The organism is Enterobacter cloacae subsp. cloacae ATCC 13047 (assembly GCF_000025565.1).
Taxonomy (GTDB): Bacteria; Pseudomonadota; Gammaproteobacteria; order Enterobacterales; family Enterobacteriaceae; genus Enterobacter; species Enterobacter cloacae.
Window position 1 is genome coordinate 4,615,006 of sequence record NC_014121.1, and the last position, 14,436, is coordinate 4,629,441.

General features: G+C 55.4%; 16 protein-coding genes. 12 read left to right on the forward strand and 4 right to left on the reverse strand.

Annotation, left to right across the window (positions count from 1 at the left end; all coding sequences use genetic code 11):
* The first annotated feature begins 66 nt into the window (after nucleotides 1-66).
* The 11 genes from ECL_RS22405 (at nucleotide 67) to ECL_RS22455 (ending at nucleotide 7,391) form a co-directional block, all read left to right on the forward strand.
* A complete protein-coding gene (locus ECL_RS22405; protein WP_013098861.1) occupies nucleotides 67-1,365 on the forward strand; it encodes an MFS transporter in 1,299 nt (432 codons plus the stop codon).
* Nucleotides 1,366-1,506: 141 nt separating this feature from the next.
* Entirely contained in the window at nucleotides 1,507-2,283 is a 777-nt protein-coding gene (gene exuR, locus ECL_RS22410) for a transcriptional regulator ExuR (RefSeq protein ID WP_013098862.1), read from the forward strand.
* Between the two features lie 343 nt (nucleotides 2,284-2,626).
* Nucleotides 2,627-3,289: a DedA family general envelope maintenance protein YqjA gene (yqjA, locus tag ECL_RS22415; protein WP_013098863.1), complete on the forward strand. Its 663-nt coding sequence runs from the start codon at nucleotides 2,627-2,629 to the stop codon at nucleotides 3,287-3,289.
* Nucleotides 3,290-3,291: 2 nt separating this feature from the next.
* A complete protein-coding gene (gene mzrA, locus ECL_RS22420; protein ID WP_013098864.1) occupies nucleotides 3,292-3,675 on the forward strand; it encodes an EnvZ/OmpR regulon moderator MzrA in 384 nt (127 codons plus the stop codon).
* Nucleotides 3,676-3,817: 142 nt separating this feature from the next.
* Nucleotides 3,818-4,186 carry a DUF1090 domain-containing protein gene (locus tag ECL_RS22425; RefSeq protein WP_013098865.1) on the forward strand — a complete coding sequence of 123 codons (369 nt, stop codon included), beginning with the start codon at nucleotides 3,818-3,820 and terminating at the stop codon, nucleotides 4,184-4,186.
* A 29-nt stretch (nucleotides 4,187-4,215) separates the two neighbouring features.
* Nucleotides 4,216-4,521, forward strand: coding sequence for an ElaB/YgaM/YqjD family protein (locus ECL_RS22430; protein WP_013098866.1), 306 nt, complete (start codon nucleotides 4,216-4,218; stop codon nucleotides 4,519-4,521).
* Nucleotide 4,522: 1 nt separating this feature from the next.
* Entirely contained in the window at nucleotides 4,523-4,921 is a 399-nt protein-coding gene (locus tag ECL_RS22435) for a phage holin family protein (protein ID WP_013098867.1), read from the forward strand.
* Entirely contained in the window at nucleotides 4,918-5,214 is a 297-nt protein-coding gene (locus tag ECL_RS22440) for a YqjK-like family protein (protein ID WP_013098868.1), read from the forward strand. The genes ECL_RS22435 and ECL_RS22440 overlap by 4 nt, the downstream gene beginning before the upstream one ends.
* Nucleotides 5,215-5,468: 254 nt before the next feature.
* Nucleotides 5,469-5,861, forward strand: coding sequence for a DoxX family protein (locus ECL_RS22445; protein ID WP_013098869.1), 393 nt, complete (start codon nucleotides 5,469-5,471; stop codon nucleotides 5,859-5,861).
* Nucleotides 5,862-5,933: 72 nt separating this feature from the next.
* On the forward strand, nucleotides 5,934-6,920 hold the full coding sequence (locus ECL_RS22450; protein WP_013098870.1) for a glutathione S-transferase family protein: 987 nt from the start codon (nucleotides 5,934-5,936) through the stop codon (nucleotides 6,918-6,920).
* 105 nt (nucleotides 6,921-7,025) lie between these two features.
* Nucleotides 7,026-7,391, forward strand: a complete 366-nt coding sequence (locus ECL_RS22455) for a DUF805 domain-containing protein (RefSeq protein WP_013098871.1) — start codon at nucleotides 7,026-7,028, stop codon at nucleotides 7,389-7,391.
* Between the two features lie 41 nt (nucleotides 7,392-7,432).
* Here ECL_RS22455 and ECL_RS22460 read toward each other — a convergent pair whose 3' ends face one another.
* Nucleotides 7,433-8,335, reverse strand: a complete 903-nt coding sequence (locus tag ECL_RS22460; protein ID WP_013098872.1) for a LysR family transcriptional regulator — start codon at nucleotides 8,333-8,335, stop codon at nucleotides 7,433-7,435.
* 104 nt (nucleotides 8,336-8,439) lie between these two features.
* Here ECL_RS22460 and ECL_RS22465 point away from each other — a divergent pair, with 104 nt between their 5' ends.
* Nucleotides 8,440-9,141 carry a pirin family protein gene (locus tag ECL_RS22465; protein WP_013098873.1) on the forward strand — a complete coding sequence of 234 codons (702 nt, stop codon included), beginning with the start codon at nucleotides 8,440-8,442 and terminating at the stop codon, nucleotides 9,139-9,141.
* Between the two features lie 62 nt (nucleotides 9,142-9,203).
* Here ECL_RS22465 and ECL_RS22470 read toward each other — a convergent pair whose 3' ends face one another.
* The 3 genes from ECL_RS22470 to pflB form a co-directional block, all read right to left on the reverse strand.
* On the reverse strand, nucleotides 9,204-10,505 hold the full coding sequence (locus ECL_RS22470) for an L-cysteine desulfidase family protein (protein ID WP_013098874.1): 1,302 nt from the start codon (nucleotides 10,503-10,505) through the stop codon (nucleotides 9,204-9,206).
* A 21-nt stretch (nucleotides 10,506-10,526) separates the two neighbouring features.
* Entirely contained in the window at nucleotides 10,527-11,858 is a 1,332-nt protein-coding gene (locus ECL_RS22475; protein ID WP_038420680.1) for an SLC5/6 family protein, read from the reverse strand.
* 271 nt (nucleotides 11,859-12,129) lie between these two features.
* Nucleotides 12,130-14,424 carry a formate C-acetyltransferase gene (pflB, locus tag ECL_RS22480; protein WP_013098876.1) on the reverse strand — a complete coding sequence of 765 codons (2,295 nt, stop codon included), beginning with the start codon at nucleotides 14,422-14,424 and terminating at the stop codon, nucleotides 12,130-12,132.
* Between the last annotated feature and the right edge of the window lie 12 nt (nucleotides 14,425-14,436).

Below are 14,436 nucleotides of genomic sequence, written 5' to 3' on the forward strand. Positions count from 1 at the left end.
CCTCCCCCAAACCGGTGAGAGGTTGCCGTGCCCTGGCACGGAAATAACATAACGATGAGGTTTTAGATGCGTAAAATTAAAGGGTTACGTTGGTATATGATCGCACTGGTGACGCTCGGCACCGTGCTGGGCTACCTCACGCGTAACACCGTGGCAGCCGCCGCGCCCACGTTGATGGAAGAGCTGCACATCTCCACGCAGCAATACTCCTACATCATTGCCGCCTACTCCGCGGCTTATACCATCATGCAGCCTGTTGCAGGCTATGTGCTGGACATTCTCGGTACCAAAATCGGTTATGCCTTCTTCGCCATCGCCTGGGCGGTGTTCTGCGGTGCAACGGCGCTGGCAGGCAGCTGGGGTGGCCTGGCGCTGGCACGCGGCGCGGTAGGTGCGGCGGAAGCGGCGATGATCCCGGCAGGGCTGAAAGCCAGCTCTGAGTGGTTCCCGGCAAAAGAGCGTTCTATTGCGGTCGGTTACTTCAACGTCGGCTCGTCCATCGGGGCGATGATTGCCCCTCCTCTGGTGGTGTGGGCCATCGTCATGCACAGCTGGCAGATGGCGTTTATTATCTCTGGCGTACTGAGCTTTGCCTGGGCCATGGCGTGGCTGGTGTTCTATAAACACCCGCGTGACCAGAAAAAACTGTCTGAAGAAGAACGCGAGTACATCATTGGCGGTCAGGAAGCGCAGCACCAGACCAACAACGGCAAAAAAATGTCCGTCTGGCAGATCCTGGGGACCCGTCAGTTCTGGGGTATCGCGCTGCCACGCTTCCTGGCTGAACCGGCCTGGGGCACCTTTAACGCCTGGATCCCACTGTTCATGTTTAAGGTCTATGGCTTTAACCTGAAAGAGATCGCCATGTTCGCCTGGATGCCCATGCTGTTCGCTGACCTGGGCTGTATCGTGGGTGGTTACCTGCCGCCACTGTTCCAGCGCTGGTTTGGGGTGAACCTGATTGTTTCCCGTAAGATGGTCGTGACCATGGGCGCGCTGCTGATGATTGGCCCGGGGATGATCGGCCTGTTCACCAGCCCGTACGTGGCTATCGCCCTGCTGTGCATCGGTGGTTTTGCACACCAGTCGTTATCCGGTGCGCTGATTACCCTCTCGTCTGACGTGTTCGGCCGTAACGAAGTGGCAACGGCCAACGGCCTGACCGGGATGGCCGCCTGGACCGCAAGTACCCTGTTTGCGCTGGTGGTGGGTGCGCTGGCGGATACCATCGGTTTCAGCCCGCTGTTTGCGGTACTGGCTATCTTCGACCTGATGGGGGCAGTCGTTATCTGGACGGTGCTGAAAAGCAAATCTGCCGACGAACTGGCGAAAGAGTCCCTCGGGGGACCGGCGACGCAGAGTTAGCATTGCTGTGCCGGGTGGCGCTGCGCTTACCCGAGCTATAAAACCAGCCGCCTCCGGGCGGCTTTTTTAATGGCAAAATCTGGAGAGTGGCATGCAAAAGTGGTATAACAAATCATCCGCCGTACCCTGCCTGGAGCGCATATGGAAATCACCGAACCACGTCGTTTATATCAACAACTTGCTGCCGAGCTGAAAGATCGCATCGAGCAAGGGGTCTATCTTGTCGGTGACAAACTCCCCGCTGAGCGCTTCATAGCCGATGAAAAAAACGTGAGCCGCACCGTGGTGCGTGAAGCGATCATCATGCTGGAAGTGGAAGGTTACGTTGAGGTTCGCAAAGGTTCCGGCATTCATGTGATTTCTAATCAGCCTAAACACTCTCCTGTTGCGGACGAAAGCCTGGAATTTGCCAGCTATGGTCCGTTTGAGCTGCTCCAGGCCCGCCAGCTCATTGAAAGCAACATTGCGGAATTTGCGGCAACCCAGGTGACCAAGCAGGACATCATGAAACTGATGGAGATCCAGGAGAACGCCCGCAAGGAAAAATGTTTCCGCGATTCGGAGTGGGATCTGCAGTTCCACGTTCAGGTGGCACTGGCAACGCAAAATACGGCGCTGGCCGCAATTGTAGAAAAAATGTGGACTCAGCGCGTTCACAACCCGTACTGGAAAAAACTGCATGATCATATCGATTCACGTACGGTGGATAACTGGTGTGACGATCACGACCAAATCCTCAAGGCGCTGATTCGTAAAGATCCCCACGCCGCGAAACTGGCCATGTGGCAGCACCTCGAGAACACCAAGCAGATGCTGTTCAATGAGACCAGTGACGACTTCGAATTTAACGCCGACCGTTATCTTTTTGCGGATAATCCTGTCGTTCACCTCGATACCGCGTCAAGTCAGGCAAAATAGTTTGCCTCCGTGCTGGCAGGCGCTTCGCTGCGCCTTCCCGCGCTTATGGGTAAGCAAAACATATATAGTGTCAGCCTTTGTAAATCCCCTCGCTCACTTCCAGGGCTTACGCCAAAATCATCACACCCTGCAAATTCTGTGACGCAGAACGTTGGGCTTTGTTACAATTGGATTCAATTCCTTATTTTGTAAGTTAGTGCTTGCTAACCAGCCAATTAACAGGGAACAGTGTTGGCCACACCGCAATGTGTCCGCGAGCGACCATAATGAAATCACAACAATGTCGCCGTGCTGTTTGTCCCGGATAACAGGCGTGACGTTAACCGATTTCCAGGAACACTGAATGGAACTTTTGACCCAACTACTGAATGCCCTCTGGGCTCAGGATTTCGAAACGCTGGCCAACCCTTCCATGATTGGCATGCTCTATTTTGTCCTGTTTATGATCCTGTTCCTTGAGAACGGTCTGCTGCCTGCGGCCTTTTTGCCTGGCGACAGTTTGCTGGTGCTGGTCGGCGTGCTGTGTGCCAAAGGGGCGATGGCGTTTCCGCAAACCATTTTTTTACTGACCGTCGCCGCCAGCCTCGGCTGCTGGGTGAGCTACATCCAGGGACGATGGCTTGGCAATACGCGGATCGTGCAGAACTGGCTTTCGCACCTTCCGGCGCATTATCACCAGCGGGCGCACCATCTTTTCCATAAGCACGGTCTTTCCGCACTGCTGATTGGCCGCTTTATTGCGTTTGTACGTACTTTGTTGCCGACCATCGCGGGTCTGTCAGGTCTCAGCAGCACTCGCTTCCAGTTCTTTAACTGGATGAGCGGCCTGCTGTGGGTGCTGATCCTCACCACGCTGGGCTATGCGCTGGGTAAAACGCCGGTCTTCATGAAGTATGAAGATCAGCTGATGTCATGCCTGATGCTGCTGCCTGTCGTCCTGCTGGTCTTCGGCCTGATCGGTTCACTGGTTGTCCTGTGGAAGAAAAAATACGGAGCCAGGAGCTAACCATGGTTATCTCAGCGCTCACCCTGCGTCGTTGTGCGTACGCACTGATCGCCCTGGTGCTTATCAGCGCCATGCTTCTGGTCTGGAGCGCGCTTTCGCATCAGGAGTCTACGCTGGCCATTCGCCCGGTTAATCAGGGTGTCAGCGTACCGGATGGGTTTTCTGTCTGGCACCATCTGGATGCCAACGGGATCCGCTTTAAAAGTATCACCCCACAAAACGATGTGTTACTGATCAAGTTTGACTCCCGTGCGCAGAGCGCGGCCGCGAAAGTGGTGCTTGACCGCACGCTGCCGCAGGGATACATCATTGCCCAGCAGGACGATGACAGCCGGCCAGCGGCCTGGCTGTCGCTGATTCGCGATACGTCGCATCGATTTGGATAATTACCAGGATTCCGAATCTTTTCACTCACTTTGGTGAATCCCCCGTTTACTTACTATGCTTAAGTACGCGGAGCACCCCTCAAATGTTCTCCGCTTAGTCTGGATAGCGGCGTATGCCGCAACACAATGGAAGGTTTCGATAATGAAATTCCGCATTACTCTGGCTTTGGCCCTTTTATCTTTAAGCACTGCCTCCTTCGCCACTTCTCTCTGTCAGGAGAAAGAGCAGGATATACAGCGTGAGATCGGTTATGCCGAAAAGCACAACAACCAGCATCGTGTTGAGGGGCTGAAAAAAGCGCTGAGCGAAGTGAAAGCGAACTGTTCAGACAGCCAACTGCGTGCCGATCACCAGAAAAAAATCGCTGAACAGAAGGACGAGATAACCGAGCGTCGTCACGACCTGCAGGAAGCGAAAGAGAAAGGGGATGCGGAAAAAATTGCCAAGCGCGAGAGAAAGCTGAAAGAAGCGCAGGACGACCTGAAAGCGCTGGAAGCTCGCGATTATTGAGTTAACGGAAATCTCAACAGGAGAAAATCATGTCAAAAGATACGACGTCTGAACATCTGCGCGCTGAACTGAAATCCCTGGCTGACACCCTTGAAGAGGTGCTGAACTCCTCCGCCGATAAATCAAAAGAAGAGGTCAGCAAACTGCGCAGTAAAGCGGAGCAAGCGCTGAAAGAGAGCCGTTATCGCCTGGGTGAAACCGGTGATGCGCTGGCAAAACAGACACGTGAAGCCGCAGCGCGTGCTGACGAATATGTTCGCGATAATCCGTGGACGGGTGTCGGTATTGGTGCCGCAATCGGTGTGGTACTGGGCGTACTGCTGACGCGTCGTTGATATGGAAGATCCTCGTCACGCACAAGGGCCTGCTAACAACGTCCTCGGCATCGGCCAGCGTATCTTAACGACGCTGGTCGGGATTGCCGAAACGCGCGTCCGGCTGGCAGTGGTAGAGCTGGAAGAGGAGAAAGCCAACCTCTTCCAGATGCTGCTGATGCTTGGACTGACCATGCTCTTCGCCGCGTTTGGTCTGATGAGCCTGATGGTACTCATCATCTGGGCCATCGATCCGCAATATCGACTCAACGCGATGATTGCCACCACCGTCGTTTTGCTGGTTGCAGCACTGATTGGCGGTATCTGGACGATGCGCAAAGCGCGTAAGTCCACTTTCCTGCGCCATACGCGCCAGGAGCTGGCGAACGATCGCGCTCTGCTGGAGGATGACAAACCGTGAGCGATAAAGCCGAACGTGAAAAGCGAAAAGCCTTTCTGTTAAGTCAGATCCAGCAGCAACGGCTGGATCTGTCTGCCAGCCGCCGCGACTGGATTGATGCGACGCGTCGGTTTGACCGTGGCTGGAACACCTTCCTGAGCCTGCGTTCCTGGGCTCTGGTTGGCAGCAGTGTGATGGCAATCTGGACGATCCGTCATCCGAATATGCTGATCCGTTGGGCCCGACGCGGCTTTGGTGCCTGGAGCGCCTGGCGCTTGGTGAAAGCGACGATTCGCCAGCAGCAGCTTCGCTAGCCTTCTCGCCGGGTGGCGGCTACGCCTTACCCGGCCTACTTTTGAATCGTAGGCCGGGTAAGCGCAGCGCCACCCGGCAAAATTCCCCCAGTCTCCCTTACTCAATATCTTTGAAAAAGATTGACAGTTTTCCTTGCTAACAATCGCCAACCGTCACGTTTATGATGCTCTCCATCGACAGCAAAGACGCGGTATCTACCCGAATTTGCAGAGAAATAATGTTCAGCCGCTGATGTGGTTTCCTGGAGAGTAAAATGAAAAAATTAGAAGATGTTGGTGTACTGGTAGCACGTATTCTGATGCCAATTCTGTTCATCGTTGCAGGTTGGGGCAAAATCACCGGTTATGCGGGTACCCAGCAGTATATGGAAGCCATGGGCGTTCCGGGCTTCATGCTGCCACTGACCATTCTGCTTGAGTTCGGCGGCGGCCTGGCGGTACTGTTCGGCTTCCTGACCCGTACCACGGCGCTGTTTACTGCGGGCTTCACCCTGCTGACGGCGTTCATCTTCCACAGCAACTTTGCTGAAGGCGTGAACTCCCTGATGTTCATGAAAAACCTGACCATTGCGGGTGGCTTCCTGCTGCTGGCTGTCACCGGCCCGGGCGCATACAGCATCGACCGCGTTCTGAATAAGAAATGGTAAGCACGCTATACTGAATAAACACAAAGCGAGGAGACCTCTCCTCGCTTTTGCTATCTGACGGAGGAGAAAAAAATGGGACAACTCGTAGACGGCGTCTGGCAGGATGTCTGGTATGACACCAAATCCACCGGTGGACGCTTCAAGCGCTCTGTTTCGGCCTTCCGTAACTGGCTTACCGCCGATGGTGCTCCCGGCCCGAGTGGCGAAGGTGGCTTTGCGGCCGAGAAAGATCGTTATCACCTCTATGTTTCCCTCGCCTGCCCGTGGGCGCACCGCACGCTGATTGTGCGCAAGCTGAAAGGCCTCGAATCCTTAATTCCGGTGTCGGTGGTGAACCCGCTAATGCTGGAAAACGGCTGGACGTTCGACCATGATTTCCCTGCTGTGACGGGTGATGAACTGTATCATCACGATTTCCTCTACCAGCTTTATCTGCGCGCCGACCCGCACTACACCGGGCGCGTCACCGTACCGGTTCTGTGGGATAAGAAAAACCAGACGATTGTCAGCAATGAGTCTGCGGAGATCATCCGCATGTTCAACACCGCCTTCGACGCCCATGGCGCGCGCGCCGGGGATTACTATCCGGTTGAGCTGCGAGACAAAATCGATGAGCTGAACAGCTGGATTTACGACAACGTTAATAACGGCGTTTACAAGGCCGGTTTTGCCACCAGCCAGGAAGCCTACGACGAAGCGGTTGGAAAAGTCTTTGAATCTCTTGAGCGTCTGGAGCAGATCCTCGGCCAGCACCGCTACCTGACGGGCGATCGTCTGACGGAAGCGGATATCCGTCTTTGGACGACGCTGGTTCGTTTTGATCCGGTCTATGTCACCCACTTTAAGTGTGACAAACACCGCATCAGCGATTATCTGAACCTGTATGGTTTCCTGCGCGACATCTACCAGATGCCGGGAATTGCCGAAACGGTCGATTTTGACCATATCCGCACCCACTATTTCCGCAGCCACAAAACCATTAACCCGACGGGTATTATCTCCATCGGGCCGTGGCAGGATCTGAATGAACCCCACGGGCGCGACGTTCGTTTTGGATAAATATTAAGGGCATCGTGAGATGCCCTTTTTTAATTCACAATCTCCATCTATCCTTACCTCGATCGCTTAGAAAACAAGTGATTGACTGATAAATGAGGCAAGGAAATGGATTGGTATTTAAACGTACTGCGCAACTACATTGGATTTGGTGGCCGCGCGCGCCGCAAAGAGTACTGGATGTTCATTCTGGTGAACTTCATTTTTGCTCTGGTGCTGAGCATCGTGGATAAAATTCTGGGCTGGGAGTGGGCGAGTGGGGAAGGCGTCCTTACATCGATTTATGCCATCTTTATTCTTCTGCCGTCCTGGGCCGTACAGTTCCGCCGGCTTCACGACACGGATCGTTCCGCCTGGTGGTTACTGCTGCTGTTAATCCCGGTAGTGGGATGGATTGTGATTTTAATCTTCAACTGTCAGAGCGGGACGCCGGGTGAAAACCGCTTTGGTCCGGATCCGAAGATCGGCGCGTAAATTTATGCCCGATTGCGCTTAGGCACATCGGGCTTACTCTTTTATTTGTTGTGATGCGCAAAGAGCTTTGGAATTTCTCGCAAACACCACGATTTGGCTTCGCCCATGCTGTCGCGACGCCACGCCATAATGATATCCACTTCGCTGGTGTACTCCGGGCTGACAACGCGCAGACGCCCTTCAGCAATATCTTTTTCAACAAACGGATACGGCATAGTCGCTACGCCCAATCCTGCCAGCAATGCCTGGCGCTTATCTTCCAGCGATGTGACCGTCAGACGCGGCTGTTTATCCAGCAACTGCACCGTTAGCACCGGACGTTCGCGCGCGGTATCCGCAACCGCCACGCCCCTGTACTTCACGCGCGTCACTTCAGAAAGCGGCTCCGGCTCCTGGTGAATCGGGTGATTTGGCGCGGTGACGTAAACGTTCATCACGCTGTAGAGTTTACGGGAGTTGATCTCAGACGATGAACGGAAGTGCATATCCGGCGCAATCACGATATCCGCCCTGCCCGTCTCCAGACGCTCCCACGCGCCTGCCAGCACCTCGGTGATGATTGAAAGCTGCGTGTTCGCTTTGTCTGCCAGCCTGTCTACCAGCGGGAATAACGCCTCGGTAGGCACCAGAGCCTCAGTGACCAGCGTCAGGTGAGTTTCCCAGCCGCGTGCCAGCGCCTCGGCGTCCGTCGTTAGTTTATCCGCCGCTTCCAGCAGTACGCGGCCACGTTCCAGCAGCATCCGTCCAACGTTCGTGAATTTTGTTCGATGACCGGAACGGTCAAAGAGCACCACGTCCAGCTCTTCCTCCAGCTTTTGCATGGTATAGCTGAGCGCAGACGGAACGCGCCCCAGTTCATCTGCCGCGGCGGCAAAGCTGCCACGCCTGTCAATCGCGTCCATGACGCGAAGCGCCTCAAGCGTCAATGCTCTCTCTTTAGCCATCTCGTTCTCATTCAGGAAATTTGAACATACCGGGCAGAATATCTGGCTAACAATGAAGCGTCCATACCTTTACCATTGTTTTAGTGTAAAGAGAGGTCAAGTTTATGATTACGACAAGAACAGCTAAACAGTGCGGACAAGCCGATTTCGGTTGGCTGCAGGCCCGCTACACCTTTTCCTTTGGACACTACTTTGACCCTAAACTCCTCGGTTACGCTTCACTGCGCGTGTTAAATCAGGAAGTACTCGCCCCGGGCGCCTCCTTCCAGCCGCGTACGTATCCGAAAGTCGATATCCTGAACCTGATCCTGGAAGGCGAGGCAGAATACCGCGATAGCGAGGGCAATCATGTCCAGGCAAAGGCTGGCGAAGCGCTGTTAATTTCCACGCAGCCGGGCATTAGCTATAGCGAGCATAATCTCAGCAAAGACAAAACGCTGACCCGCATGCAGCTGTGGCTGGATGCCTGCCCTGAGCGGGAAAATCCGTTGGTGCAAAAAATCGATCTGCAGAGCGAAAAGCAACAGCTGATCGCTTCTCCGGACGGGAGCAAAGGCAGCCTGCAACTGCGTCAGCAGGTGTGGTTGCACCATATCGAACTGAAGAAAGGTGAACAGGCGAGCTTTCAGCTTCATGGCCCGCGCGCCTATCTGCAATCGATTCACGGTACGGTGCATGCGGTAACGCACACGGAAGAGAAAGAGGCGCTCACCTGCGGCGACGGGGCATTTATTCGTGATGAAGCGAATATTACGCTGGTGGCCGATACGCCGCTGCGTGCGCTGCTGATTGATTTGCCGGTGTAGAGAATGCCCTCACCCTAACCCTCTCCCACAGGGAGAGGGAACCGATCGAGCCCCTGAACTCGCTACACCTTACTCGCCATAATCTCAATAATCTGCCGGTCCGTTGCCTGCATTGAGCGGCACGCTAACGCGCACAGGTTCGAGATAGACTGTTCCACATCGTGCGCCACAATCCCTTCATTGCCCGTCACGGCAGACTCATCCAGCGCCATCATCACCGCTTTCCAGGCACTGCTGACGCTGGTTGAGACTTTCATCGCACAACTGTTTGACGCGCCGTCGCAAATCATCCCACTGACGTCACCGATCATGCTGCTGATGGCCATCGCGATCGTTTGATAGTTTCCCCCCATCAGCCAGGCCATGCCGGCTGCCGCTCCCATCGCTGCGGTTGTCGCAGCGCACAGCGCCGACAGGCGCGGAAGCTGGGCGTGGATATAGATCGCCGAAAGATGGGACAGCATCAGCGCTCTGGCCAGCCGTTCCTCATCAGCCTGAACGTGCTCCGCCACAACCACTACCGGCATGGTGGCGGTGATCCCCTGATTGCCGGACCCTGAATTGCTCATTGCCGGAAGCGTAGCACCGCCCATTCGGGCGTCAGAAGCCGCGCTGGTGCGGATAACAATGTCCGAGCCAACATCCTTCGCCATCCATCCGCGCGTGCGCTGCTTATTCAGCGTCGCGCCAATATGCAGCCCCCATTTTCCGCTCAGCCCTTCACGAGAAAGGGCATCGTTAAGCTGCCCCGCCTGCAGAATAAAGCGGATCGCCTCACACGGAACCTGCTCCACGAACGTGAGGATCGCCGACAGCGTGGTGTGAGAGAACACCTCCAGCGGATCGTCACCCGCCTCTCCCGGCTGTTCATCACGGGTGAAGCGTGTTTCGCCCTCACAGACCACCTCCACCACGCGAGTATGCCCGCCTGCGATGGTCACCATGGCCGAGGCCTCTCCGGCATAAACACAGGCGCGCGAATAGAGGATTTCCTCGCACGGCACCTGCAGTTTCACCTGGACCTGACCCGCATTGAGCAGGGCTTTGGCGCGTTCCAGCGCATCGGCTGACGCCCCTTTTAGCACCTCCAGCCCGGCGCGGGCATTCCCGCCCGTCGCTCCCAGCGCCGCCGCAATGGGTAGCCCGACCATGCCGGTGCCGGGTACCGTTACGCCAAGCCCGTTTTTCATCAGATTGGGCGATACCCATGCTTCAATGCGCGTTACCTCACCGGGCAGGTGCTCAGCGGCTATCGCACAGGCCAGCGCCAGAGAGATTGGTTCAGTGCACCCCAACGCAGGTTTAACCTCTTCCTGCACCGCGCGAATAAAATGATTCCATAAAGGGTTAGTTTGCTCAGACATCGTTACGACCTTAATTGCTCCTCAGGAGAATGCGAGGAAAGGAGAAACACAAAGCAGCAGCCCGGTAATGATGATAATCACCAGTGATACGCCTTTATATTTATGCAGGGCGGGTACCTTGTAGACCAGCCATGCAGGGATCAGACAGCCCACCATGCCGAAGATGGGGCTGCAAATAGACGTGAAGCTCAGCACCGGCGCGTTTAACACAATCGCGCTCCAGGCCAGCAGGATGGCGAACAGCATGATCCCACGCTGGACGGTGTTTTCATTGATTTTCTCTGCCGGCATTTTGCGACGCAGGATGTTCATCACGATGCCCTGCGTGGCCTCGCGAAAACCAAGATAGACGCCGAAGAAGGCCGTCATAACAGCAAAGATATTGAGGATCACGCTGACGATTTTGACCCAGCCCGCACCTTCTCCGCTGATAAACTGCGCCGCAATCGCCAGGGCAGAGATGTTCTGCTCATAGGCTTTGACCGCTTCATCGTGCCCCATCGCCAGTGTGAAGGAGACGGCGTAGAAGAATACCGTCACAAACAGCACGCCAAAGGCGATATTCATGGCCCGTAGCGCTTTATGACGCGCCACCTCAACGGACTTTTCCCGTGAACGGTAGGAGATCACCATCGGGCTTAAGGTCTGAATAAACAGAATTGAGGTTAAGGTAAAGGGAAGCGTAATGATGGCATTTTTAATCAGCAGCCCCATCGGCGGCAGCATGCCTACGTTGGCTAAATGCCAGAGGCCAATCATCGACAAGCCCAGCGCGGCAACCACAAATAGCTTGGTCAACACCATCAGGCTGGAGACTTTAAACAGCAGCTTTTCACCGCGGGAAGAGATGGCCACCAGAATACAGATCAGCACTAACCCGTAGAACGGGTTTTCTGAGAGTAGCCCCTCGGTAACGCCAAAGGTCTGCAAATAAGAGGCGCTGTCGTTGGTAATGGCGGTGGAATAGACAAACATCCAGATGACCAGCATCACAAAATAGAGTGCGCCTAATAAGATGCCCCAGTTTTTCCCGAGATATCCGCTAATGACGCTCGGATAATCTTTGCATTCCGGTGATTCCGCCAGCGTATTAATAAACAGGCGCTGGAATAAATACATCGCCGGATATCCAATCACGGACGAGAGCAAAAAGACCCACAGCCCCATTAATCCGACCTGCACCGGGAGAAAAACAATCCCCGCGCCGATGGCCATCCCGATACTCATGATGACCCAGCCCGTATCGGTACTGTCGAACTTGATCGCCTCGCGCCATTCGCTCTCACGCATTCCCGCCCGCCTTGCCGCGGGGGAATCATTCACAATCACACTGCTGTTTGTAGCCGTATCCATAAGGCACTCGCTTTTTTGTAGGGTAACTAATTAATTTTTATAGGTTTCCGTTCGCCAGCGATGACGAGTCAGAGGGTGCAGGTGCTTGTTGTTAGAGTGAGAAAATCATAGCCGGAGAGAGGGAGAAAAAAGTCACAAAATAAATAGGGCTTTTCTAATGCTGGAGGAAGATTTGCTTTTGAAATACTCAATAAGGTAGATATTTTCTAAACGTGATGGCATTCACGAAATTAAAAGCCTCCCCAAAGGGGAGGCCCAGCCTTAGCCTGGATTACATCACCTGCGTAAACGTCCTTGAAATCACATCCTGCTGCTGCTCGCGCGTCAGGGCATTAAACCGCACCGCATACCCCGAAACGCGGATCGTCAGGTTCGGGTAATTTTCCGGGTGTTCAATGGCATCCAGCAGCATTTCCCGGTTCATGACGTTGACGTTCAGATGCTGCCCGCCCTCGATGGCTGTTTCGTGGTGGAAGTACCCGTCCAGCAGCCCCACAAGGTTGGTTTTGCGTACCAGCTCGTCCTTGCCCAGCGCCTGCGGCACGATGGAGAAGGTGTAAGAGATCCCATCCTTGGCGTAGGTGAACGGCAACTTGGCAACCGAGGTTAACGACGCCACTGCCCCTTTTCTGTCACGTCCGTGCATTGGGTTGGCACCCGGCGCAAACGGCGTGCCGCCCCGGCGTCCGTCTGGCGTGTTGCCGGTCTTCTGGCCGTACACCACGTTCGAGGTGATGGTCAGGATCGACTGGGTCGGCACCGCGTTACGATAGGTTGGTAACGCCTGAATTTTCTTCATAAAGCGCTCCACCAGGTCACAGGCGATGCTGTCCACGCGATCGTCGTTGTTACCGTACTGCGGATAATCCCCTTCAATGACAAAATCGACCGCCAGACCGGTATGGTCGCGCACCGGTTTCACCGTCGCATATTTAATGGCCGACAGGGAATCGGCGGCCACCGACAGTCCGGCGATACCGCAGGCCATGGTGCGGTAGACGTCCCGATCGTGCAGCGCCATCAGCGAGGCTTCGTAGCTGTACTTATCATGCATGTAGTGAATGAGATTCAGCGCGCTGATGTACTGCACCGCCAGCCAGTCCATAAAGTGATCCAGGCTCGCCATCACGGTGTCGTAATCCAGCACCTCGTCCAGCAGCGGCGCGGTTTTCGGCCCGACCTGGATCTTCAGCTTCTCATCCACCCCGCCGTTGATCGCATACAGCAACGTTTTCGCCAGGTTGGCGCGGGCACCAAAGAACTGCATCTGCTTGCCGATCACCATCGGGCTGACGCAGCAGGCAATGGCGTAGTCGTCGCTGTTGAAGTCGGCACGCATCAGATCGTCGTTCTCATACTGCAGCGACGAGGTGACAATCGAGACCTGCGCGGCGTATTTCTTGAACGCGATCGGCAGTTGTTCAGACCACAGGATCGTCAGGTTTGGCTCTGGCGCAGGCCCCATGGTGTGCAGCGTGTGCAGGTAGCGGAAGCTGTTTTTGGTCACCAGCGTGCGGCCGTCCAGCCCCATTCCGCCAATAACCTCCGTCGCCCAGATCGGATCGCCAGAGAAGAGCGTGTCGAACTCCGGCGTACGCAGGAAACGCACCATGCGGATCTTCATGATGAAGTGGTCGATCAGCTCCTGTGCCTGAACTTCATTCAGCCGCCCGGCCTGCATGTCGCGCTCAATGTAGATATCGAGGAATGACGCGGTACGCCCCAGCGACATCGCCCCACCGTTCTGGGATTTCACCGCTGCCAGGTAGGCAAAGTACAGCCACTGCACCGCTTCCTGCGCATTCATCGCCGGACGCGAGATATCAAAGCCGTAGTTCGCCGCCATCTGCTGGATCTGCAGCAGCGCACGCTTATGCTCCGCCAGCTCTTCGCGCAGGCGGATCGTCGCCTCCAGATCCTCGCCGCGTTCCAGTCTCGGCTGCAGATCCGCGAACTGCAGTTCACGCTCACGCACCAGATAGCTGATGCCGTACAGCGCCACGCGGCGGTAGTCGCCGATGATGCGCCCGCGTCCGTAGCCGTCCGGCAGCCCGGTCAGTACGCCCGATTTACGGCAACGCATCATCTCCGGTGAGTAGACGTCAAACACGCCCTGGTTATGGGTTTTACGCAGGTCGGTAAACAGGTATTCGAACTGCGGATCCATCTCGCGACCGTAGGCTTCAAACGAGCTGCGGATCATGTTGATCCCACCATACGGATGAAGGGCGCGCTTGAGCGGCTTATCGGTTTGCAGGCCGACGATGGTCTCCAGCTCCCGGTCGATATAGCCCGGTCCGTGAGCGGTAATGGTGGTGGCGATGTTGGTATCGAAATCCACCGGGGCGTGGGTGGCATTTTCCTGGCGAATCCCCACCATCACCTTTTGCCACAGCGCCGTCGTTGCTGGCGTCGCCTGCGCGAGGAAAGTTTCGTCGCCTTCATAAGGGGTGTAGTTATGCTGAATAAAATCGCGCACGTTAACGGCGTCTTTCCATTCTTCACCGCGAAACCCGGCCCATGCGTCGCTGTAGGGCGCAACGCGCGTATCAATCGTTACTTTCATGAGATTCTCGCT

Excerpts from the sequence above, each read along its gene's own strand:
- ECL_RS22405 (WP_013098861.1), top strand. The coding sequence starts at position 67 with ATGCGTAAAATTAAAGGGTTACGTTGGTATATGATCGCACTGGTGACG.
- exuR (WP_013098862.1), top strand. The coding sequence starts at position 1,507 with ATGGAAATCACCGAACCACGTCGTTTATATCAACAACTTGCTGCCGAG.
- yqjA (WP_013098863.1), top strand. The coding sequence starts at position 2,627 with ATGGAACTTTTGACCCAACTACTGAATGCCCTCTGGGCTCAGGATTTC.
- mzrA (WP_013098864.1), top strand. The coding sequence starts at position 3,292 with ATGGTTATCTCAGCGCTCACCCTGCGTCGTTGTGCGTACGCACTGATC.
- ECL_RS22425 (WP_013098865.1), top strand. The coding sequence starts at position 3,818 with ATGAAATTCCGCATTACTCTGGCTTTGGCCCTTTTATCTTTAAGCACT.
- ECL_RS22430 (WP_013098866.1), top strand. The coding sequence starts at position 4,216 with ATGTCAAAAGATACGACGTCTGAACATCTGCGCGCTGAACTGAAATCC.
- ECL_RS22435 (WP_013098867.1), top strand. The coding sequence starts at position 4,523 with ATGGAAGATCCTCGTCACGCACAAGGGCCTGCTAACAACGTCCTCGGC.
- ECL_RS22445 (WP_013098869.1), top strand. The coding sequence starts at position 5,469 with ATGAAAAAATTAGAAGATGTTGGTGTACTGGTAGCACGTATTCTGATG.
- ECL_RS22450 (WP_013098870.1), top strand. The coding sequence starts at position 5,934 with ATGGGACAACTCGTAGACGGCGTCTGGCAGGATGTCTGGTATGACACC.
- ECL_RS22455 (WP_013098871.1), top strand. The coding sequence starts at position 7,026 with ATGGATTGGTATTTAAACGTACTGCGCAACTACATTGGATTTGGTGGC.
- ECL_RS22460 (WP_013098872.1), bottom strand. The coding sequence starts at position 8,335 with ATGGCTAAAGAGAGAGCATTGACGCTTGAGGCGCTTCGCGTCATGGAC.
- ECL_RS22465 (WP_013098873.1), top strand. The coding sequence starts at position 8,440 with ATGATTACGACAAGAACAGCTAAACAGTGCGGACAAGCCGATTTCGGT.
- ECL_RS22470 (WP_013098874.1), bottom strand. The coding sequence starts at position 10,505 with ATGTCTGAGCAAACTAACCCTTTATGGAATCATTTTATTCGCGCGGTG.
- ECL_RS22475 (WP_038420680.1), bottom strand. The coding sequence starts at position 11,858 with ATGGATACGGCTACAAACAGCAGTGTGATTGTGAATGATTCCCCCGCG.
- pflB (WP_013098876.1), bottom strand. The coding sequence starts at position 14,424 with ATGAAAGTAACGATTGATACGCGCGTTGCGCCCTACAGCGACGCATGG.